The following is a 20,466-nucleotide window of genomic DNA, read 5'->3' as shown; positions in this document are numbered from 1 at the left end:
GCATGAACTTCGGCTACCGGGAGGCCTGTCTCGACCACGACACCGGCAAGCGCCACCCCGAGAGCCCCGACCGCCTGCGCGCCATCCGCCAGGGCCTCTCGGAGTGTCACGGCGTCAGGTACGTCTCCCCCGAGGACGCGACCGTCGAGCAGGTCGCCGCCGCCCACGACGCCGACTACGTCGACTCGGTCGAGGCGTTCTGCGCCGACGGCGGCGGCGACTGGGACGCCGACACCGTCGCCGTCGAGGCCACCTGGGACGCCGCGCTCGCGGCCGCCGGCATGGCCAACTGGGCCGCCGACGAGGCGCTCGACGGGGCGAACGGGCGGAACACCCCCTTCGCGCTCGGCCGCCCGCCGGGCCACCACGCCGTCTACGACGACGCCATGGGCTTCTGTTTCTTCAACAACGTCGCCGTCGCGGCCCAGCACGCCATCGACGACCGCGACGCCGACCGCGTCGCCATCCTCGACTGGGACGTTCACCACGGCAACGGCACTCAGGACATCTTCGACGACCGCGAGGACGTGTTCTTCGTCTCCATCCACGAGGACGGCATCTACCCCGGGACCGGCGACGCGACCGAAATCGGGACCGGCGACGCCCGAGGAACGACGATGAACGTCCCGTTTCCCCCGGGGACGACGACCAGCGGCTACCTCGCTGCCGTCGACGACCTGATCCTCCCCGCCTTCGAGGCGTTCGACCCCGACCTGGTCCTCGTCTCGGCGGGCTTCGACGCCCACGAACACGACCCCATCTCGCGGATGCGCGTCTCCACGGAGGGATACGGCCTGCTCGCGAACCGGGTCGACGCGTTCGCCGACCGCATCGACGCCGGCCTCGGGTTCGTCCTCGAGGGCGGCTACGGCCTCGACACGCTGACCGAGAGCATCCGCACCGTCCACGAGGTGTTCGACGGCTACACCCCCGCCGAACCCGACGAAGACGTGCAGGACGCCGCCCGCGAGGTCATCGACGACGTGCGCGACCAGGGGTTCGACCTCGCCGACGAGTGACCATCCGTCGCCCGCCGCGTTGACGGGGCGTTCTCCGGTTGACGGGGCGTTCTCCGGTTGACGGGGCGTTCTCCGGTTGACGGGGCGTTCTCCGGTTGATCGGGCGTTCTCCGGCTGACCGACATCGGAACCCAGCGTAGCGTCCGATCTGTCAGGCTCCCGAGAGCGACCGGTTCCCGAGTATCAGTCCGTGATCTGATGGGTATCGGGATACACATCAACGCGCCGCGGAAACCTATACATGGATGCGTGCGGAACCGTGCTGTTGGTGACCTTTCCCCGTGTGCTGTTGTACGGAACAATCGTATCGTGACTGGGAATCGCAACTCGACGATCTGACACCGAGCGCGAAGTTCGTGTACACGGTCCTCGAGTACGAAGGCCCACTGACTCAGAAGACGCTCGCCGAGGAGACGCGCCTCTCCCAGCGCAGCGTGCGCAGCGCGCTGTCGGACCTGACCGACGCCGACATCGTCGAAGAACGGATCTACCCGGCGGACGCCCGCCAGCGGCTCTACGCTATCGACACCGAGTGACCCCGTCCGACGGGACCGACGTGTCGACTGTTTTTATCCGTCGTCGACGGCGTGAGCGGCCGCGTTCGGGAACGCTGCGACCGCGAGCGGCCGCGACCGTGGTCCCCACCGATCAGGGTCGCGGGTCGAGGTACCGCGCCAGTTCGACGCCGAACTCGTCGGCGAGCGCGCCCACCTCGTCGCCGGCCAGTACCGCGTACCCCTCGTCCATGGCCGTCTCGACCCGCGCGCCCAGCGCCACGTCGAAGACGGCGTCGCTCTCCAGCAGTCCGACCGCCGTCCGGAACTCGCGGGGCCGCTCGACGACGTAGCGGTCGCCGTCGAGGAACGGACCGTAGGTGCCCGCAGTTCCGTCGTCGGGAGCGGCGGCCTCGTCGGCGTACGCGTCGTAGAACCCCTCGGCGTGGTCGCGGACGTGAACTGGCGGCCCCTCGTGGCGTTCGACGGCCGGCCGTTCGGCGACTTCGAGTTCGGCGAACAGGACGACCGTCTCGTCGGCCCACGCGGCCGACCGCAGCACGTCGAACCCGCGGCGGTCGAGTTCGCCGACGAGCCCCTCCAGCGAGCGGTCGAGCTGCGGGTAGAGCTGGTCGTCGACGATGTCGGGCGCGTCGAAGCGGACGGCGACCGGCGCGGTCCCGCGGCGCTCGAACGCCGCGACAACCGCGTCGGCGTCGACGGCCTCGGGGTCGTCGGGGACGAACAGCGCCGGTCGGGGGTCGGCGAGCAGGTCCCGGGCGTAGTGCTGGAGCCGTGCGACCGCCTCGGGGCTACAGACGGCAGCGACGTTGCGCTCGGGGTCGGTCGGGTCGATCACGACCAGCGGATCGTCGAACGTCTCCCGTCCGTGACCCTCGGGGTCCAGTTTCACCGGTGGGTGCCACTCGGCGGCGGCCTCGACGAACTGTCGGAAGCCGCCGTACTCGTGGACGAGCAGCTCGGTCAGGTACCCGGAGAACCCCCGGGTCCGGAGGTCGCTGCCGTAGACGCCGATCCCGGTGAGGAACCGCTTGGCGACCCGCACCTCACTCGCCAGGTCGGCGTCGATGCGCTCGGCGAGGTACTCGGTGTGGAACGGCGTGCGGTCGACCGCCGACCGGATCGCGGTGGCGTCGGCGACCGCGTAGCAGGGCACGAGATCCACGTCGAACCCCTCGTAGGTCCCCTTGACGTAGGGGTGTTCGGCGAACTCCTCGTGGCCGTCGGGCAGGACCGAGTGGCCCACCTTGAGGCCGTAGGATTCGAGGTCGGCGCGGTCGATCTCCGTCGGGAACGAGACGAACAGGTCGACATCGCGGTCGCCCGCCAGCCAGGTGTCACGGGCCGTCGACCCGACCTGGATCACGTCGGCGTCGACCGGCAGGTCCGCGACGGCGTCGCGTGCGCGCTCGCGGAGGTCGTCGACGACGCGGTCGAGGCGCTCGCGCTCCTCGTCGTCGGGGGTCACGCGCTCGCGGACCCGCTCGACGACGGCGTCGAACTCGTCGCTCATGCGTCGGGGTTGTTCGGGACCGGTGAAAACCCGTCCGATGTGTCGCGACCGCTGGCCGCGCGCTCGCGCTCACTCCGACAGGAGGTCGAGCGTCTCGGCGACGGTCCGTTCGCGCTCGCGCTGGAACGAGTGGTCCTCTCCCGGGAGCGCGACGGCCTCGCCCGCCGGCAGGTGGTCGGCGAGCGTGCGGGCGTTCTCGACCGGCAACCCCTCGTCGTCGTCGCCCTGGAGGACGCGCGTCGGAACGTCGACGGCGGCGAGTTCGTCGGCGGTGATCGACGGGCGGTCCTCGTGCTCGCCGGCGAAGACCGCGGGCGCCCAGAGGACCAGGCGGTCCACTCGTTCCGTCGGGAGGTGCGTGAGCGCGAGCCGTCCGCCGAAGCTCTTGGCGACGACTGCGACCGGGTCGCAGTCCCGGTCACGGAGGAACGCGACGCCGGCCCCCAGTTCACGCTCCATCTCCGCCTCGCTCTTCCCGTCGAGGTCGTCCGGCCCGCTCCACGTCTCGAAGCGCGCGACCCGGTGGCTCTCGTCCGCGGCGGCAGCCGCGAACTGGTCGAACACGTCGCCGAACGGTCCGTGGTTCAGCCCGGGGAGGACGAGCACGCCGGCGCCCGTCGGCTCGTCGGGCTCGTTCACCCGACCGGGATACGAGTCGCCGTCGACATCGAGCGTCACGGACTCGGTGGCCATGAGCGACTGTTCGCCGGAGCCGCACTAAAAGATGGATGCGTGACAGTTCCCGATCGAATCGCCGTACGTGACTCCGTGTCGTGGCGGAGGGAAAACGAAATCCCTATACAACAACTCCGGCTATGGATGCATGCGTGCCGCCGTAGCTCAGTTGGTAGAGCACCTCGCTGTTAACGAGGTTGTCCCAGGTTCGAGTCCTGGCGGTGGCGTCCCTTTTCCTCGAAATCCACCTCCCGAAGCGCACGTTGACTCCGGTGCGAACTCTCGTCGGTTCGCTCGGTGTTGACGACGCCCCCTACTCCGCCCCGACGACCGTCGGCAAGGATACGCCCCGGTGGAAGACCAGGACGCTCGCGAGGACGAGCCCGACGAGCGCGGAGAGGAACGTCTCGGTGTACATCCCCAGGGGCGCCCCCAGGAAGCGGAAGACGACGAAGTTCAGGGCGACGAGCGTCCCGAACCAGACGGCGGCGAAGTCGCCGAAGCGGCTCATAGCGGTGGAAACCTGTCGACGGGACAAGTGCTTTCGGGTCGGCCGTCGCCGACGCCCAGCGGTTCGGCGAGTCCGGTCCAGACCGGGGTGGGACCCCGAACCGAGAGACAGTCATAAATGGCTGGCCGCGCGAGGTGTGGGGCGATGACGGACGGCTTCGAAGTCTCCGAGCGGCGGTCGGTCCCGCCCGCCGAGGCCTTCTCCCTGCTGGGTAACGAACTGCGCGTCACCATCCTGCTGGAGCTCGGCGACGCCAAGGAGGGCAGCCAGCCCCGCCCGCTCCCCTTCGAGGAGCTGCGCCGGCGCTGTGACGTGTCCGACAGCGGTCGGTTCAACTACCACCTTCAGGAGCTACTCGGCGTGTTCGTCCAGGAGAAAGCGGAGGGGTACGGCCTGCTGTACCCCGGGGTCATCCTCTACCAGGCGATCAAAGCGGACAGTTTCACCGACCGGACGACCGTCGAGCCGTTCCCCGTCGACGCCGACTGCGCCGACTGCGGGGCGGGACTGGAAGCGACCTACCGCAACAGCATGCTCGTCGTCCGCTGTGGGGACTGCGGCGCGCTCGCGTTCAAGTACCACCTCCCGCCGGGCGCGATCCGGTCGAACGACCCCGACGCCGTGCTGTCGGCGGCCAACGTCTACGCCCGCCGGGACCTGATGACCGTCGCCAGCGACGTGTGTCCCACCTGCGCGAGCGAGATGTACCACGACGTGGTGCCCGAGGAGGAGAAATCGAGCGAGCTCGAACAGGCGATGCCCGGCCCGGCGGTCGTCCACCACTGCTCGTACTGCAAGCACTTCTTCTGCACCGACCTCCCGGAGATCCTGATCTACCACCCCGACGTGCTGCCGTTCGTCGCCGCCAACGCGCCCGATCTGCTGACCGACTCGCTGTGGTCGGTCGACGCCTGCGACCCCGGCGACATCGCGGTCGACGGCCACGACCCGCTCCGCGTGACCCTCCCGCTCCGAGCCGGCGACGAGCGCCTCGACGTGACCGTCGACCGCTCGCTGTCCGCGCTGACGATCGAACGGCGATGACGACGGCCGAACGGACCGCCGCCCCCGCCGCGGCGCTGCCGGTCCTCCACATCGGACACTCCCGACCGCGTGCCAACGCGTGACACTGAGATATTTGCCGTAACTCGTGGTTATAGATGTTTGTAGATATATGCACGACACACATGACCGATCCGTACGCCTTCGGAACCCGCTGCGTCCACGCCGGCCAGGAAGTGGACCCGGCGACGGGCGCGCGAGCGCCGCCGATCTACCAGACCACTTCCTACGTGTTCGACGACGCCGACACGGCGGCCGACCGGTACGCGCTGGACGACGGGGGGAACGTCTACTCGCGGTTCGACAACCCGACCGTCTCGACGCTCGAACGGCGGCTCGCCGCGCTGGAGAACGGGACCGCGGCCGTCGCCACGGGGTCGGGGATGGCCGCGCTCGACGCCGCGACCTCGATCCTCGCCCGGGCGGGCGACAACGTCGTCACCGCCTCCTCCATCTACGGCGGCACCCACTCCTATCTCTCGAACATGGGCAGTCGCCGCGGGATCGAGACCCGCTTCGTCGACACGCTCGACCCCGACGCCTACGCCGAGGCCATCGACGACCGCACCGCCTACGTCCACTACGAGACCATCGGCAACCCGTCGCTGGTGACGCCCCCGATGGAGGCCATCGCCGAGGTCGCCCACGAGCGGGGCGTGCCCGTCTTCGTCGACAACACGTTCGGTACCCCCGCGCTGTGCAATCCGCTCGACCACGGCGCCGACATCGTCTGGGAGTCCACCACCAAGTGGATCCACGGCTCCGGGACGACGGTCGGCGGCGTCCTGGTCGACGGCGGCTCGTTCCCCTGGACGGACTACCCCGAGAAGTTCCCCGAGATCGGCGCGCCCAACGACGCCTTCGACGGCGTCACCTTCGCCGAGCGGTTCGGCGACCAGGCCTTCGCGATGGCCGCCCGCCAGCGCGCCGTCCGCTCGCTGGGCGACGGCCAGAAGCCCTTCGACGCCTGGGCCACCCTCCAGGGCACCGAGACGCTCGAACTCCGGATGGAACGCCACTGCGAGAACGCCGGGCGCGTCGCCGACTTTCTCGCCGACCACGACGGCGTCGAGTGGGTCACCTACCCCGGCCTCGACTCCCACGAGACCCACGACCACGCCAGCGAGTATCTGAACGGGGGCTACGGCGGCATGATCGCGTTCGGCCTCGCGGGCGGCTTCGAGGCGGGCAAGCGCTTCTGCGAGGAGACCGACCTCGCGCAGTTCCTCGCCAACATCGGCGACGCGAAGACGCTGGTCATCCACCCCGCCTCCACGACCCACGCTCAGCTCACCGCCGAGGAACAGCGCGCCAGCGGCGTCACGCCCGACCTGGTGCGCCTGTCGGTCGGCATCGAGGACGCCGACGACGTGCTCGCCGACATCGACGGCGCCATCCAGCGCGCCAACGCCGGGGCGAGCGACGACACACCGAACGCGGGTGACTCGTAGATGGAGATCGAACGCGACGCCGTCTCGATCGGGGAGTTCGAGTTCGAGTGCGGCCGCTCGATCCCCGAGCTGGAGGTCTCCTACGAGGCCTACGGCGAGTTCACGGGCGACAACGCGGTGTTGGTCTGTCACGCGCTGACCGGCAGCGCCCACGTCGCCGGCCGCCACCCCGACGACGAGACGGACGGCCAGGCCCGCGCGTGGTGGGACGACATCGTCGGCCCCGGCAAGGCCATCGACACCCGCGAGTACTACGTCCTCTGCGCCAACGTCCCGGGCTCGTGTTACGGCACGACCGGCCCCGAGAGCACCAACCCCGAGACGGGCGAGCCCTACGGCACCGACTTCCCCGCGGTCACCGTCACCGACTGGACCGACGCCCAGCGCCAGTTGCTCGACGAGCTCGGTATCCCGCACCTCCACGCCGTCGTCGGCGGCAGCGTCGGCGGGATGAACGTCATCGAGTGGGCGAAACAACACCCCGACCACGTCGAGCGCATCGCCCCCATCGCCGCCGCCGCGCGACTCGACGTGCAGTGTCTCGCCATGGACGCCATCGCTCGCCGCGCCATCACCACCGACGATGACTGGCAGGGCGGCGACTACTACGGCGAGGGACCGAAGCCGACCGACGGGCTCGCGCTCGCCCGCCAGATCGGCCACGTGATGTACCTCTCGAAGGCCTCGATGGAGCAGAAGTTCGGCCGCCGCGCGGCGGGCCGCGACGCCGCCCGCTCGTTCCCGACCGACCCCGCCGCCGGCTTCTTCCCCTATCGAGACGTGGAGTCGTACCTCGACTACAACGCCGAGAGCTTCGTCGAACGCTTCGACGCCAACTCGTATCTCTACCTCACGCGAGCGATGGACAACTACGACCTCGCCGCGGGCTTCGAGTCCGACGAGGACGCACTGGCCGCCTTCGACGGCGAGGCGCTCGTGATGTCGTTCACCGGCGACTGGCACTTCACGCCCGCACAGGCCGAGGAGCTGGCCGACGCGCTCCGCGAGGCCGACGTGGCCGCCGCCCACCACCTCGTCGACTCGGACCACGGCCACGACGCCTTCCTCGTCGAACCGGAGAGCGTCGGGCCGCCGCTCGCCGACTTCCTCGCCGACGGCGTCGAGGGGACGGCCGTCACGGACACGGACGAGCCGCCCGAGGACGACGACCCCTCGTTCGCGCCCGTCCACACCAGTCTGTTCTCCGATTGAGATGTGTTCGGGGCCAACAGGCTTTTTTCTCCCCACCGCGTTCTCACGCCTACTCGCTCGCACGGGCCAGGCGCGGGTCCCCCCTGTGACGCCGTGAGAGCCGACGGAACCCTCCGAACACATGAACGTCGACCCGGACGCCACTCGACCGCAGATCCGCCCGCATCCGAGTCGTGACGGTATCCAGGTCACCGACCCGATCCAGGAGACCCAGTTCTCGCTGTTGACGCCCGACGAGCCCGGGATCGACGACTGCGACCCCGACCAGTTCTACTTCCCCGCCGACGCCGGCGCGACCGTGCGGACCGCGGCCGTCGAGACGCCCTACTTCGTCCCGCTGTGGATCCGCGACGCCGAGGGGAACACCGTCGCGGAGGTCTCGGACCAGGAGTCCGTCAGCGTGCCGCCCGGCCGGTACAACGTCGAACTGGCGACGACGCAGGTCAAGCTCCAGTTCGCCATCGAGGGCGGGATCGAAGTCACCTCGATGGGTGACTCCGTCAGGGTCGCACTCACCGGGACCGACCGGGTTCACGTCGGGGCGCGTTCGGTCCACGAGCAGCCGGCGGCGACCGTCACGACGACCGAGAAGCCGGAGGACCTGATGCGGGCGCTCTCGACGCTCGGTTCGGCGTTGAAGACCACCAGCTGTGAGCGGTCGTTCCCGTCGCTACGCGGCCATCCACCGCTCGTGGAGATCGGGGACGAACTCTCGATCCCGGACTCGATCGCCGCGCCGGAGACGGGGGTCGGCATCGAGGTGCCGCCGATAGAGGAGTACATCTACCCCGTCGTGCCGCTGGCGTACTACACGGGTGCGCGGATCGAGCCCGGCCCGTCGCCGCGGATCGCCGGCGACGGCTGGTCGTACCCGCTCGACGGCGACGACGGCTTCGAGGCCGAAGTCGAGCGCGTGCTGAAACACGTGTTCCTCATGGACTGTGTCACGCGCACCGAAGGGTACTACGAGGTCGACCTCCACGAGCGGGCGGAGGTCGAATCCCTGGTCGACCTGGACTTCGCGGCAGTCTACGAGCAGCCCCTGTCGGAGCAGTTGCGGACGTATCTGGACGTGCCGTTCGACGCCGTTGCGGACGTGGTTCCGAAGTGGAAGCTCACCGCCGACGTGCGACCCGACGCCGCGAACGTCAGCGCGCTCCCGTTCCTCGCGAACGAACTCGCGGTCGTCCGCTGCCCGCACTCCCAGGAGACCCGCGACGAGGCGCTGGAGGAACTCACCGACCAGGTCGAGTCCTTCTTCAGGAACAACCCCGAGGCGCTCCGGCGGAGTACCCGGACCCAGACCCGTTCGGAGTCGTCGCCCTCGACCGCGAGCCCCGAGATCTTCCGCCCCGAACCCGCCGACAGCATCGAGCAGGCCTACGTCGGTGACGGCCTCCCGGTCGGCGCCAGCAAGATGACCGTCGACGCCTACTACCGGCGGCTGGAGTTCGAGCCGACAACCGACCCCCAGATCCAGGTCGCCGTCGTCTGCAACGACCAGGAGATGACCGACGAGAACGTCGTCTCGGACATCTACGGGACCCGCGACTGGATCGAGTTCGGCATCGAGGCCCACGAGCAACTGACCGCGATGGAGATGCGCGAACTCCTGCGCTCGGACGTGGACTTCCTCCACTACATCGGCCACGTCGACGACGAGGGGATCCGCTGTGCCGACGGCTATCTCGACACCCGCCACCTCTCGGAGGTCAACGTCAGCGCGTTCCTCCTCAACGCCTGTGACTCCTACGAGCAGGGACGTGGTCTCGTGGATTCCGGCGCGATGGCCGGCATCGCGACCGTCACCGACATCGTCAACGAGGCCGCTACCTCGGTGGGTCGCACCGCTGCGAAACTCCTCAATCAGGGATTCTCGCTCGCCGCGACGGTCTCGATCATCAAGGAGTACGAACAGATCGGCCACCACTACCTCGTGATTGGCGACGCAAGCGCTTCTATCGTTGAAAACCAGTCGGGGACACCGCATAAAATAACTATTCACAAAGACGACGATAATATGTTTGAATTTAGTATGTATGGATATCCGACACTTTCGACGCCGATGGGAACGATGTTCACCCCTCAAATTGAAGGTATTAATACATTCTCTACAAACTCTGGTTGGATGGGAACATTTTCACTCACAGAGTCGGGCCTATTAGAATTTCTTCACCGACAGGATGCCCCAGTAGAAGTCAACGGTAGCTTACAGTGGACTCTAGGAATTTCAGAACTCCGAACTTAGGGTCCAGTCATCGATCCGCCGTGTCCCGCAGCCACCGTTCCGGCCTGCGAGAGCAGCAGCAGCGCGCTGAACATGACGCCGATCCATTTGGGGTTCTCTTCGAGGAATTCGCGGAGTCGCGTTGATTCTTGGCTCATAGCCAAGTGTTTATTCAGCGCGTCTGTGATTGAATTTATCTAAAAGTTCGGGATAAATTAAGCCTTGTATTATCAGTATCTTCGACAGAGATTAGAAAACGATATTTCAGCCATAGAACAAAATGCCCTAATAGGTTCGGAAACCCGGGGACGACGGGCGGATGTCAGGGAACGGCAACACTCATAGTCGTGTGGGTCCGGGTGATTGATAAGAAGTGATGGAGTGCCATCCGTTCGGGAGGGAGAGCTCGTGACCGTCCGCATCCGAGGAGCGGCGGATATCGGCGACGCGACGACGGTGCTGTTGCTGGCTCCCGACGTATCCGACCGGCCGACGGACGCCTGTATGACCGTTCTCGACGGGCTCGGCGACCGGATCGACCGGGCGGTCCCGGTCACGATCTCCCTGCCGGCGGCGGAGTGGCTGTCGCTGTGGGAGCGCGAGGCCGACACCGGGCCGCCGCTCGCCGCCTGCGTGGACGTGGATCGGACGACGCGCTCGACAGCGGAGACGGCCGGCACCGACGGTGCCGTGCCGGTCGAACGCGTCGTCGACCCGACGGATCTGGAGGCGATCGGTCGCCGGGTCAGCGACGTGCTCCAGCGGGCCGACGACGACGGCGACCGCGTCGGCGTCGCGGTCCACTCGCTGACCGGAGTGCTCGGCTACGCCGACGAACCGACCGCGTTCAAGTTCGTCTACACGCTCGGCGAGGTGGCTCGGCGCGTCGACGGCGTCGTCGTCTTCCACCTGGACCCCGCGGCCCACGACGACGAGACCGTCGAGACGTTCCGGATCGTCTGCGACGCGGTCGTCGACGCCGATCGCGGCCGCTCGGCCGGCGCCGACCCCTGACGTAATCGGGGGACGGGAAAGGGGTGACTCTTTATACCTCCCGTCCTTCCCGCCGGATATGCCCCCGGCACGGCACCTCGTCGTCGTCGCCGGTGCCGAGCCCGCGGCCACCGACGCACTGGCGAGCGCGCTTCGCGACGACGGGACCGTCCGGACCGCCTACAGCGCCGACGCCCTCCGCGAAAGTCTCGACGAGGAAGTCGACGTCGTCCTCGTCGACGTCGAACTGGTCGACGGGCCGATCGACTCGCTCCTGTCGGACGTTCGCGCGCGCGAGTTCGACTGCCAGATCGGGGTGTCGGTGCCCGACTCGGACCGGACGACCGCAGAGACCGACCCCGTCGACGCGGTCGTGAGGCGAGACCCGGTGGCCGTCCGGGAGACGGTGCAGTGGCTCGCGGCGCGCGCACGATACCGGGCGGGACTGGAGGAGTTCTACGACCTCGCCGAACGCCGAGCGACGCTGGCCGACGAAGGGAACGACGGGGACGCGCTCGACCGACTGGACCGACAGCTCGACCGACTGCGCCACGACCTCGCGGAGATGTTCGACGGGCTGGACGACACCTCGGCGTTCGACGCCGCGCTCGCGCCCGAGGAACGGGATCTCGACTTCAGCGGGGACGGCGACGCGTCTGCCGACCGCTCGAACGAGCGCACGGAGAGCGACGACACGTGAGCCGACGACTCGCGTACGCGAGTCCGGTGTTCAGCGCATGTGACGGCTGTTGCATATTGAGGTAGCGGTGCGGTTGGCGCGTGCTGTCGAGCGTGCCCGCCTCCTGGCGGGCCGCTCGAAACAGTCGCGCGAGGGATGAGGGAGTGAGTGAAACGAACGAGCGAATCGGCTGGGGAGGCTCGTGGCCGTCTGCGGTCGCTGTGCGGTGTGGGTGCGGTGCTGTCCTGGCGGACTGAAAGGGCGAGGCGCGCTCGCGCCTGTAGTCGTCTGAGCGGGCACTATCCGCGCGGGCTGTGCCGAGAGCGCGGATATCCCGCCTCAGCGACCGCGAGCGCGTCGAGGGCTTTCACCGCTCGCCGTCGGATGCGGTGGTCACCCCGATAGCGAGCGCGTCGAGGGCTTTCGACGCTTGCCGTCGGATGCGGTGGTCTCCCCGATAGCGAGCGCGTCGAGGGCTTTCGACGCTTGCTGTCTCCGGCGACCCTCTCGTTCGAACCAGTCTCGCGACTCGGCCACCCGACCGCTCATGGGAGTGCGACCACATATGACGGTATGGACAGCGGTCGCGCGAAGCGACTCGTCGCCGGCACCTTCGCTCTCGGTGTCGTCACGCTCTGGGCGGCCGTCGCGGGCGTCGTCCCGCCGAGCGCCGGCCTCGCCACGGTCGTCTGGTTCGCGACGGCGCTCGTGGTCGCCGCGGGTCCCGTAGCGCGGACGCCGAGGCGCCTGGCGCTCGGCGGCGCCGTCGGCCTGGCCGCGCTCGTCGTCGCGGTCGCCGTCGAACCGCTATCGGGCGTTCCACTCCCCGATATCGGCGTCCTCGGACCCTATACCTACCTCGCGACGGAGGTCGCGTTCGGGTCGCTCGCGCTCGCGCTGCTCGTCCGGGCGGGCCGGGCGGCGCTCCGCCGAGCGGCCGTGACGGTCGCCGCGATCTACCCGCTCGCGTACGTCTGGGACTGGTACACGCTGGCGGTCGGCGTGTTCGAGATCGCGCTGCGGACGGGCGTCGAGTTCGTCGGGATCCCCGTCGAGGAACACGTCTTCATGGTCGTCGTGCCGGCGCTGGTGCTGGGCGTCCACGAGACGCTGCACGCGCGGCCCGGGCGGGAGCGCGGAGCCGACGCGCGGGGGCAGAACCGGGGCGGCGACTAAACGAGGTTGTCGTCGTCGAAGACGAACGAGGAGACGTGCGAGGCGAGCCGTCGGGCGTCGTCCTCCGTCTCGGCGTGGAGCTCGCCGGCGACGTGGCCGGTCTCGCCGCCGACGCCCGCGGTCTGGGAGTCGGGGTCGACGCGGACGGAGTACGAGCGCAGCGAGCGCACGTGCTCGCGGAGCTTCCGTAGGGCTCGCTCGGAGAGCTGGCCGTCGAGGTGCTGCAGGTCGTAGCGGACGACGTAGCCGCGCTCGCCCTCGCGGACGGCGACCACCGGGAGCCCGCGGTCGGCGCAGCGGTCCCACAGCGAGCGCCCCTCCGCCTTGGTCTCGTAGGTCGGGACGTTCGACGGCGTCAGTTGGTCCATCGCCCGTCGGTAGGGTCGCGAGACGTTTCTACGTTCCGCAGGCGAATGTCGGCCGAGGTGTCAGTCCGGCTACTTCAACGCCGTTCAGGGAACCCTCAAGTCCGCGCCGTCCGACGAACCGCCCGTGCGCGTCGACCTGTCGAACCCGCGGGCGCTGATCCGCCGGTACTACCTGTTCCAGGCGCTGTCGGCCGTCGGGTTCGTCTCGCCGATCTTCGCGCTGTTCGTCCTCCGCGACCTGACGTATCCGCAGTACGGGACGCTGAGCGCGGTCTACTCGCTGGTGCTCGTCGCCGGCGAGATCCCGACGGGGTACGCCGGCGACCGCTTCGGCCGCCGGGACACGCTGGTCGCGAGCAAGCTCGCGATGGCCGGGTCGCTGCTGGGGTTCGTCGCCGTCGACTCGTTCGCCTCGTACCTCGTCGTCTACGTGCTCTGGGGGATCGGCATCGCCCTGACCTCGGGGACCGGCGGCGCGTGGCTCTACGAGGTGCTCGAATCGACCGTCGGCGGGGAGCGGTTCACGACCGTTCGCGGTCGCGGGCAGTCGATCGCCCGGTGGAGTTCGGCGGTGACGACCGTCCTCGGCGCCGTCCTCTACGGGGTCGACCCCCGGGCGCCGTTCCTCGCGGCGGGCGGACTCGTGGTCGTCGGTGCGGGCGTGGTCGCGACGCTCCCCCGCACCGAGCAGTTCGAGGCCGGCGAGACGGCCGGGCCGTCGGTCCGCGAGGCGCTCCCGCTGCTGTGCGATCGGCTCGCTCGCCCGCCGTTGCGGTCGTTCGTGGCCTTCGCCGCGCTCGTCTTCGGCGCCGTCGGCGCCGCCAATCAGTACGTCCAGCCGATCGCCGTCGAGGTGGTCGGAGGCGTCGACCTCGCGGCGCTCCCGGTGGTCGACGGCGTCGCCGGGGCGGTCGGTTCGGGGTCGCTCCCGGTCGACGTTCCGGTGTCGGCCGCGACCGGGCTCGGGCCGCTGTACGCGAGTTTCGCTCTCGTCGCCGGCGTCGTCAGCTACTACGCGGGACCGATCGAGGCGCGGTTCGGCCTCTCCCGCGCGGTCGGCGCGGCCGCGGTCGTCCTCGTCACGGCGACGCTCCTCCCGCTGGCGGTCCCGCTGACCGCGTTCGCGACGTTCTACCTCCTCCGGGCGGTCCACTCCCTGCTCCGGCCGATGGTCGAGGGGCACGTCAACGACCGCGTGGAGAGCGTGGGTCGGGCGACAGTGCTGTCGGCCGTCTCGATGGCCGTCGGACTGGCGCGGACGCCGTTCGTCGTCCTCGCGGGCGTCGCGGCTGGCGCCCGCGGGCCGGTCGCGGCCTACGGCGCTATCGGCGTCTTGCTCGCCGCGACGACGGTTCCGCTCGTCGTCCTGGGGTCGCCGCTCCCGAACGAGAACTCGGCCGACACCGGTGACGACGGCGAAACCGGCGGCGACGGCGGCGGTGCGCCGAACTGATCAGGCCACCGCGTCGTGGGCCTCGCCCATGATCTCCAGGGCCTCCTTCAGCGTCTCGACGTTCACCGCGTAGGAGATGCGGGCGTAGCCCTCGCCGTGATCGCCGAAGGCCTCGCCCGGGACGACGACGACGCCGCGGTCGATGACCTCGTCGACGAACCCGTCCGGCACTTCGGGCATCGCGTAGAAGGCGCCCTTCGGCGTGGGACAGTCCAGGCCGATGTCGGCGAGGCCGTCGAGCAACACGTCCCGGCGCTCCTCGAAGGCCGCGACCATCTCGTCGACGGGGTCCTGCGGGCCGGTCAGCGCGGCCTCGGCGGCGTGCTGGGCGGCGGCGGTCGCGCAGGCCTGGCCGTACTGGTGGACCCGTAGCATCCGCTCGATCCGCCGGTTCGAGCCGGTGACCCAGCCCAGGCGCCAGCCCGTCATCGAGTAGGTCTTCGAGCAGGCGCCCACGACGACGACGTTGTCGCTCTCGGCGAACTCGATTGGCGAGCGGTGTTCGCCCTCGAAGACGATGTGTTCGTACACCTCGTCGGAGATGCAGAGCACGTCGTGCTCGTCGGCGATGCAGGCGAACTCGCGCATGTCGTCGGGCGACTGGACCGCGCCCGTGGGGTTGGCGGGACTGTTGACGACGAAGGCGGCGGTGTCGTCGGTGATGGCCTCCTCGACCGTCTCGGGGGCCATCGTCAGGTCGTCGCGCAGCGGGACCGGCTTCGGCTCACCGCCGGCGATGTGCGTGAGCGCGTCGTAGGAGACGAATCCGGGGTCGGGGAAGATGACCTCCTCGCCGGGGTCGACGTGGGCCTCCATGGCGATGTGCAGCGCCTCGCTCCCGCCGGCGGTGGCGATGACGTCGTTCGGATCGACGTCGAGCCCGCGGTCCTCGGCGTAGCGGCCGGAGATGGCCTCGCGCAGCGACTCGGTGCCCTTGTTCGAGGTGTACTCGTCGGCCTCGCCCGCGCGGATGGCCTCGATGGCGCCCTCGCGGGCGTGCTCGGGCGTCGGGAAGTCCGGCTGGCCAAGCCCGAGGTTGATCGCGTCCTCGCCCGCGGCCTCGAAGACCTCGCGGATCCCGCTTATCGACACCTGCTCGACGCGTCGGGAGAACTCCGTCATACCTCCATCGCGGGCGCGCTCCCCGATAACTGTTGAGGGTCCGCCCGCTCGGCCCGCGGTCGAACGGCCGCCCGCCAACGGTCGCCCGCGAACAGTTCGAGACCGGTCTCTGAGCGGGAGCTTCCGGACGAGGGACCGGAATTTCGGGCACCAGCAGGTTTACCAGCGTCCTGACGAAAGGGGAGGAGCATGCACACACGGCAGACCTTCGCGGCGTTGGCGGTCGTCCTCGTGACGGTGACGGCGGGCTGCGGGTTCATCACCGGCCAGAGCGCGCTGGCGTTCGCCGCGTCGCCGGCGACGGCGAGCGACGACGCCCTCTCGGAGACGGGCTACGAGGAGGTCGCCGTCGAGAACTCGACGGTCACGCGCAACTTCAGCGCCGCGGGCCAGACCCGGCAGGTCGAGGTGACGAACCAGCAGGCAAGATACGAGCGCGGGGTCGACCTGGGACCGCTGGGCTCCCAGCGAGCGGCCGTGTTCGTCACCTTCGCCAGCCCCGAAGTGGAGGTCGCGACCCGGACGTTCAACCCCATCTCCGATATGTCGACCCGGCAGGTCCTCCGCCAGTTCGAGTCCCAGTACGAGGGGCTGTCCGTGGGCAGTCACGTCGAGAACCGCAGCGTGCGAGCGCTGGGGAGCCAGCGCACCCTCGAACAGTTCGAGGGGACCGCGACGCTCGCCGGCAGCGAGGTCGACGTGTACGTCCACGCCGCGAAGTTCCAGCACGAGGGCGACTACATCGTCGCCGTCGGCATCTACCCGCAACGGCTCGACGGCGAGGCCGAGAGCGTCGTCGCGCTCACCGAAGGCCTCGAACACGACGGCGAGGAGTAGCCGCGACCGACGCCGTTCGCGCAGTCTTTTCCGCGCTCGGACCACCGCGAGTCACGCGACGAGCGGCTTCTCACCCGCCCGACCGCCGGAGCGCGTCGAGCAGGACGGCCCAGGCGAGCGCGGAAAGCCCCACGTCGCGGACGAACACGTCGACGAAGAACCCGCCCTCGACGGCCGCGGCGAGGGCGAGATAGGCGGTCGTGGCCGACAGCGAGACGGCCGCGACGCCGGCGGCGAACGCGGTCGCCCTGTCGGCGACGATGGCCGCGCCGAAGCCGACCTCCAGGACGCCGTTGACGAGCATGAACGCGACCGGCGAGACGACCAGCCACGGCGCCAGCCAGTCGGTGACGTAGGTGGCCCAGACCCCGGGCGCGAGCAGTTTGTGAACGCCGGCGAGGAACACCATCGCACCGAGCCCGACGCGGGCGACCGAGAGCGGCGCCGGTGTGCGGTCGACGAGCCGAGTCACCGGCTCGTCGCCGACGAGGCGGCGGAGGTCCATCGACCCGTCGTTGGGAGCGCTGGTGCAAAACGGCACTGGGTCGAGCCCGCGATCGGGTCTCACGGCGCGTTCGAAACCGCTCTCGCCGCGACCGCGAACCGCGCCGCTCGCAGTGGGCGGTCACACGTCGAAAAGATCGGTCCGCGGAGAAGTGGTAGCCGACCGGCTTACATGTACCCCAGATCGCGCAGGCGCTCCATCAGGTCCTCTTTGTCCTGGGCGCGGCCGGCGCGTTCGGTCGTCGAGTCGAGGTCCTGCTGCCAGGCGGGCTCCTCGGCGGCCTTGTCGGTGCTGACCTCGCTACCGAGCGAGCGGAAGCCGGCGAAGTACTTCGGCGAGACGGGGATGTCGTCCTGTGCGACGCCCTCGGGGAGGTCGTCGTCGGTCTCGGGGACGTAGCCCTCCTCGGGGAACTCCTCGACGGTGTCCGGGACCACGAAGTTCCAGAACGCCTCCCAGACGGCGGCCTCGTCGAACTGGAGGATGGTCTGGACGCGGTCGTGGGGCGGGTAGATGTCCGGGTCGTGGCGCGGCGAGAAGAACGTCTCGTCGGCGCGGGACTCCTGCTCGTCCCAGCGGATGCCCGAGATGATGCCGTCCACGTCGTGCTCCTCGATGGCGTCGTTGAGCGCGACCGTCTTCAGCAGGTGGTTGCCCACGTAGGTGTCGAGCAGGAACGGGAAACTGTCCTCCTCGTACTCCAGGATGTTGCGGACGTGGTGCTGGTTGTGCTCCGAGAGGTCGTCGATCTCGATATCGTCGCCGGGTTCGAGCCCCTGCTCGTCGACGATCTCGCCCACGTCCTCGTTGCGGGCCCAGATGACTTCCAGGTCCCACTCGTCGGCCCAGTGCTCGACGAAGTCGATCAGCTCGTCGAAGTGCTGGTAGTGGTCGATGAAGACTACGGGGGGGACTTCGAGGTCGAACTGGTCGGCGACCTCCTTGACGAAGTACAGCGTGAGCGTCGAGTCCTTGCCGCCCGTCCACATCACGACCGGGTTCTCGTACTCCTCGAGACCCCGTCGCGTGACCTCGATGGCCTTCTCGATCTTGTCGTTGACGTGCGGGTAGTCGGCCGGGTCTTCGCCTTCGCCTTCGCTGTAGTCGACGTCCAGGTAGTCGGGGAACTCGGCTGACATCGGTAATGAGATGTAATTACCGGGTCGGTTAAGTTCTTTTTGGAGGACCAGTCGTCTGCCGTATGTGGGCAGCTAGCACGGTGTGTCCGGGCGTTCGGGTGAGCGTTCGTGTCGGCCGGAGGACAGAAGGGGGTCGGGGTCGAACGGGGAGGTGATGAGTGCCGGCACCGACCAGCGCGGCGGAGCGGCGGACGCACCGGAATCCGAGGAGGGTGACACCGGCGGGCGGCGGTCGATCCGGGAGTTGCACCGGGAGGCGCGGTTCACGCGGTGGTTCCGGTGGCACCTGGTCGCGGCGCTGGCCGTCTTCTTCGGGAGCGCGTTCGCGGCCTACGCGGTCGTCGGGTCGATCCCGATCGCCCAGCTGGAGGCGCTGATCGAGGAGGCCCAGGCGGGGGTGCCGGCCGACAGTCCGCTACCGGAGCTGGCGTTCGTGCCGCTGTTGCTCAACAACCTCAGGGCGCTGCTGTTGATCGCCTTCGGGACGATCACCGGCGGGCTGCTCTCGCTGTTCGGGCTGGTCGTCAACGGCGCCATCGTCGGCGCGGTGGTCTCCGTGGTCGTCCGCGAGACCTCGTGGGCGGTGATCCTCGCCCTGTTGCTCCCCCACGGGGTGCTCGAACTCTCGGCGTTCTTCGCCGCGGCGTCGATCGGGCTGCGGGTTCCCCACCGGATCGTTCGGTATCTCCTGGGCTGGGACGAGACGCCGCTGTCACGGGTCGAGCTGTACGAACTCGCCGTCATCGCGGCGCTCCTCGTCGTCATGATCGTCGTCGCGGCCTGGATCGAAGTGTACCTCACCCGCGACGTGGCCGAGTGGTTCCTGGGCCCCGGCGCCCTCCCGGAGTGACGGGCTCGATCCGGCGTTCAAGTTCGTCGATCGTCGTATGAACCTTCGGTGGAGTTTTACGTGGGACTGGAGAACCCGCGCTCAATGAGTACGACCGCATCAGGTCACAGCGACGATAGCCAGCCGCCGAGCGAGGTCGTCGTCTCGTCGGTCGCGGCACACAAGGGCGTCGAACAGGTCGCGCTCCCGCCGCTGTACGAGGCGCTCGATCCGGACGCGCTCGACGCGCTGTTCACGACACCCGGCGGGGCCACCGGACGGGTGACGTTCGACTACGCGGGTTGTACGGTCGAGTGCGCGAGCGACGGGAGCGTCGACGTGCGCGACGCCGCGGCGTAGGACGCGGTCAGCGGACCCGCGGTCGGTAGACTGGTGGGTACGGGAGTGAGAACGGGACTAGCGGGGACCGACAATTACCCGCTGATGAACTCGTTGTCGCGCCAGTTGACGCCCTCGGAGTCCTCGTCGTCGCGGGGGTCCTCGACGACGTTGATCGAGGCGGGCCGGTCCTCCCCGTCGACGATGCGGACCGCCTCCAGGTCGTCGTCGGGGCAGGTGATCGCGGTGAGCGTGCCTTTCTCGGCCACGCGGGCGATCTCACAGAGTACGAGGAACATCTCGTACTGGAGGGTGCTGTTCTGCAGGACGGTCTCGCGGTCGCCCTTGAAACAGGCGTACTCGACGAGTTCCGAGGGGGGCTCCTCCTCCTCCTCTTCGAGGGCGCCCCACTGCGGGCCGCCCGCGGTGTCGGTGGTGTGAACCGGGGAGCTGTCGTCTTCTTCCTCTTCTTCGATCTCCTCGTAGACGCGATTCTCCGTGACGCTGGCTTTCAGCTGCGCGGTCGGCGTGTACTTGCTGATGCTCTCGTCGGCGGAGACCGCGCTGATGATGAGCGTGTTGTTCCGGCGGGTGATGTCGACGTCCTCGATGTCCTCGGGCAGGTCCGGGTCATCGAAGAAGTCGTACACGTCCTCCAGGGGCAGTTCCAGTGTCGAGTGGAGTCTGTATACGCGGGACATAGTTGATTGAATCGCCGGCCGTCCGCTGACGACGGTGCTACACCTGCGTAGGACGCCCACCCATATAGGGCCTACCCTTCCGATTCGGCGCGAACTCGCCCGTCGCCGTCGGGCCCCCGCCCGCCCCCACCCCGCGAATC

At 69.0% G+C, this 20,466-nt stretch carries 22 protein-coding genes and 1 tRNA gene; 14 read left to right on the top strand and 9 right to left on the bottom strand.

All coding sequences use genetic code 11. From position 1 onward, the window contains the following. The first annotated feature begins 2 nt into the window (after window positions 1–2). Both HZS54_RS24365 and HZS54_RS24360 read left to right on the top strand, forming a co-directional pair. Window positions 3–1,019: a histone deacetylase family protein gene (locus tag HZS54_RS24365; RefSeq protein ID WP_179919662.1), complete on the top strand. Its 1,017-nt coding sequence runs from the start codon at window positions 3–5 to the stop codon at window positions 1,017–1,019. A 356-nt stretch (window positions 1,020–1,375) separates the two neighbouring features. Continuing rightward, window positions 1,376–1,555, top strand: a complete 180-nt coding sequence (locus tag HZS54_RS24360; RefSeq protein ID WP_006883039.1) for a MarR family transcriptional regulator — start codon at window positions 1,376–1,378, stop codon at window positions 1,553–1,555. 112 nt (window positions 1,556–1,667) lie between these two features. On the opposite strand, the gene cca is transcribed toward HZS54_RS24360, so the two are convergent. Next, complete coding sequence (gene cca, locus HZS54_RS24355) at window positions 1,668–3,047, bottom strand: CCA tRNA nucleotidyltransferase (RefSeq protein ID WP_179919661.1); 1,380 nt, start codon at window positions 3,045–3,047, stop codon at window positions 1,668–1,670. 69 nt (window positions 3,048–3,116) lie between these two features. Further along, window positions 3,117–3,740, bottom strand: coding sequence for an alpha/beta hydrolase (locus tag HZS54_RS24350; protein WP_179919660.1), 624 nt, complete (start codon window positions 3,738–3,740; stop codon window positions 3,117–3,119). 136 nt (window positions 3,741–3,876) lie between these two features. Here HZS54_RS24350 and HZS54_RS24345 point away from each other — a divergent pair. Beyond that, window positions 3,877–3,949, top strand: a tRNA-Asn gene (locus HZS54_RS24345). Between the two features lie 86 nt (window positions 3,950–4,035). On the opposite strand, the gene HZS54_RS24340 is transcribed toward HZS54_RS24345, so the two are convergent. Then, a complete protein-coding gene (locus HZS54_RS24340) occupies window positions 4,036–4,233 on the bottom strand; it encodes a hypothetical protein (protein ID WP_179919659.1) in 198 nt (65 codons plus the stop codon). Window positions 4,234–4,377: 144 nt separating this feature from the next. On the opposite strand from HZS54_RS24340, the gene HZS54_RS24335 reads away from it, so the two are divergent. The 4 genes from HZS54_RS24335 to HZS54_RS24320 all read left to right on the top strand — a co-directional run bounded on the left by HZS54_RS24335 (window position 4,378) and on the right by HZS54_RS24320 (window position 10,206). After that, on the top strand, window positions 4,378–5,277 hold the full coding sequence (locus tag HZS54_RS24335; RefSeq protein WP_179919658.1) for a helix-turn-helix transcriptional regulator: 900 nt from the start codon (window positions 4,378–4,380) through the stop codon (window positions 5,275–5,277). Between the two features lie 143 nt (window positions 5,278–5,420). Next, on the top strand, window positions 5,421–6,746 hold the full coding sequence (locus HZS54_RS24330) for an O-acetylhomoserine aminocarboxypropyltransferase/cysteine synthase family protein (RefSeq protein WP_179919657.1): 1,326 nt from the start codon (window positions 5,421–5,423) through the stop codon (window positions 6,744–6,746). Next, window positions 6,747–7,958, top strand: a complete 1,212-nt coding sequence (gene metX / locus HZS54_RS24325) for a homoserine O-acetyltransferase MetX (protein ID WP_179919656.1) — start codon at window positions 6,747–6,749, stop codon at window positions 7,956–7,958. 121 nt (window positions 7,959–8,079) lie between these two features. Next, window positions 8,080–10,206 (top strand): hypothetical protein, encoded by a 2,127-nt coding sequence (locus HZS54_RS24320; protein WP_179919655.1) that lies wholly within the window; start codon window positions 8,080–8,082, stop codon window positions 10,204–10,206. Here HZS54_RS24320 and HZS54_RS24315 read toward each other — a convergent pair. Then, entirely contained in the window at window positions 10,203–10,343 is a 141-nt protein-coding gene (locus HZS54_RS24315) for a DUF7503 family protein (RefSeq protein WP_179919654.1), read from the bottom strand. The two genes, HZS54_RS24320 and HZS54_RS24315, sit on opposite strands and share 4 nt — an antisense overlap. A gap of 250 nt (window positions 10,344–10,593) precedes the next feature. On the opposite strand from HZS54_RS24315, the gene HZS54_RS24310 reads away from it, so the two are divergent. The 3 genes from HZS54_RS24310 (at window position 10,594) to HZS54_RS24300 (ending at window position 13,033) form a co-directional block, all read left to right on the top strand. Continuing rightward, window positions 10,594–11,199: a DUF7504 family protein gene (locus HZS54_RS24310; RefSeq protein WP_179919653.1), complete on the top strand. Its 606-nt coding sequence runs from the start codon at window positions 10,594–10,596 to the stop codon at window positions 11,197–11,199. 58 nt (window positions 11,200–11,257) lie between these two features. Then, the gene (locus HZS54_RS24305) at window positions 11,258–11,878 is read left to right on the top strand and encodes a HalX domain-containing protein (protein WP_179919652.1); all 621 of its coding nucleotides are present in this window, start codon (window positions 11,258–11,260) and stop codon (window positions 11,876–11,878) included. A gap of 552 nt (window positions 11,879–12,430) precedes the next feature. Beyond that, a complete protein-coding gene (locus tag HZS54_RS24300) occupies window positions 12,431–13,033 on the top strand; it encodes a lycopene cyclase domain-containing protein (RefSeq protein ID WP_179919651.1) in 603 nt (200 codons plus the stop codon). Here the strand turns inward: HZS54_RS24300 and HZS54_RS24295 are convergent. Then, window positions 13,030–13,401: a hypothetical protein gene (locus HZS54_RS24295; RefSeq protein WP_179919650.1), complete on the bottom strand. Its 372-nt coding sequence runs from the start codon at window positions 13,399–13,401 to the stop codon at window positions 13,030–13,032. The two genes, HZS54_RS24300 and HZS54_RS24295, sit on opposite strands and share 4 nt — an antisense overlap. Before the next feature lie 124 nt (window positions 13,402–13,525). Between HZS54_RS24295 and HZS54_RS24290 the strand changes: the two genes are divergently transcribed. Beyond that, window positions 13,526–14,854, top strand: a complete 1,329-nt coding sequence (locus tag HZS54_RS24290) for an MFS transporter (RefSeq protein ID WP_179919649.1) — start codon at window positions 13,526–13,528, stop codon at window positions 14,852–14,854. Here the strand turns inward: HZS54_RS24290 and HZS54_RS24285 are convergent, their stop codons facing one another. Further along, the gene (locus HZS54_RS24285; RefSeq protein ID WP_179919648.1) at window positions 14,855–15,976 is read right to left on the bottom strand and encodes a pyridoxal phosphate-dependent aminotransferase; all 1,122 of its coding nucleotides are present in this window, start codon (window positions 15,974–15,976) and stop codon (window positions 14,855–14,857) included. 189 nt (window positions 15,977–16,165) lie between these two features. Between HZS54_RS24285 and HZS54_RS24280 the strand changes: the two genes are divergently transcribed. Further along, window positions 16,166–16,813 carry a DUF6517 family protein gene (locus HZS54_RS24280; RefSeq protein WP_179919647.1) on the top strand — a complete coding sequence of 216 codons (648 nt, stop codon included), beginning with the start codon at window positions 16,166–16,168 and terminating at the stop codon, window positions 16,811–16,813. Between the two features lie 70 nt (window positions 16,814–16,883). On the opposite strand, the gene HZS54_RS24275 is transcribed toward HZS54_RS24280, so the two are convergent. Next, window positions 16,884–17,318 (bottom strand): DoxX family membrane protein, encoded by a 435-nt coding sequence (locus HZS54_RS24275; RefSeq protein WP_179919646.1) that lies wholly within the window; start codon window positions 17,316–17,318, stop codon window positions 16,884–16,886. 167 nt (window positions 17,319–17,485) lie between these two features. After that, window positions 17,486–18,457 (bottom strand): phosphoadenosine phosphosulfate reductase family protein, encoded by a 972-nt coding sequence (locus HZS54_RS24270; RefSeq protein ID WP_179919645.1) that lies wholly within the window; start codon window positions 18,455–18,457, stop codon window positions 17,486–17,488. A gap of 154 nt (window positions 18,458–18,611) precedes the next feature. Here HZS54_RS24270 and HZS54_RS24265 point away from each other — a divergent pair, with 154 nt between their 5' ends. Together HZS54_RS24265 and ddfA are read left to right on the top strand one after the other, a co-directional pair. Next, window positions 18,612–19,307, top strand: a complete 696-nt coding sequence (locus HZS54_RS24265) for a stage II sporulation protein M (RefSeq protein ID WP_179919644.1) — start codon at window positions 18,612–18,614, stop codon at window positions 19,305–19,307. Window positions 19,308–19,391: 84 nt separating this feature from the next. Next, entirely contained in the window at window positions 19,392–19,646 is a 255-nt protein-coding gene (ddfA, locus tag HZS54_RS24260) for a DdfA family disk-determining factor (protein WP_179919643.1), read from the top strand. A gap of 74 nt (window positions 19,647–19,720) precedes the next feature. On the opposite strand, the gene HZS54_RS24255 is transcribed toward ddfA, so the two are convergent. Next, a complete protein-coding gene (locus HZS54_RS24255) occupies window positions 19,721–20,326 on the bottom strand; it encodes a DUF7110 family protein (protein ID WP_179919642.1) in 606 nt (201 codons plus the stop codon). Window positions 20,327–20,466: the final 140 nt, after the last annotated feature.

It is taken from the genome of Halosimplex pelagicum (assembly GCF_013415905.1).
In the GTDB taxonomy this organism is placed as follows: domain Archaea; phylum Halobacteriota; class Halobacteria; order Halobacteriales; family Haloarculaceae; genus Halosimplex; species Halosimplex pelagicum.
This window is presented reverse-complemented; position numbering and strand designations above follow the sequence as displayed.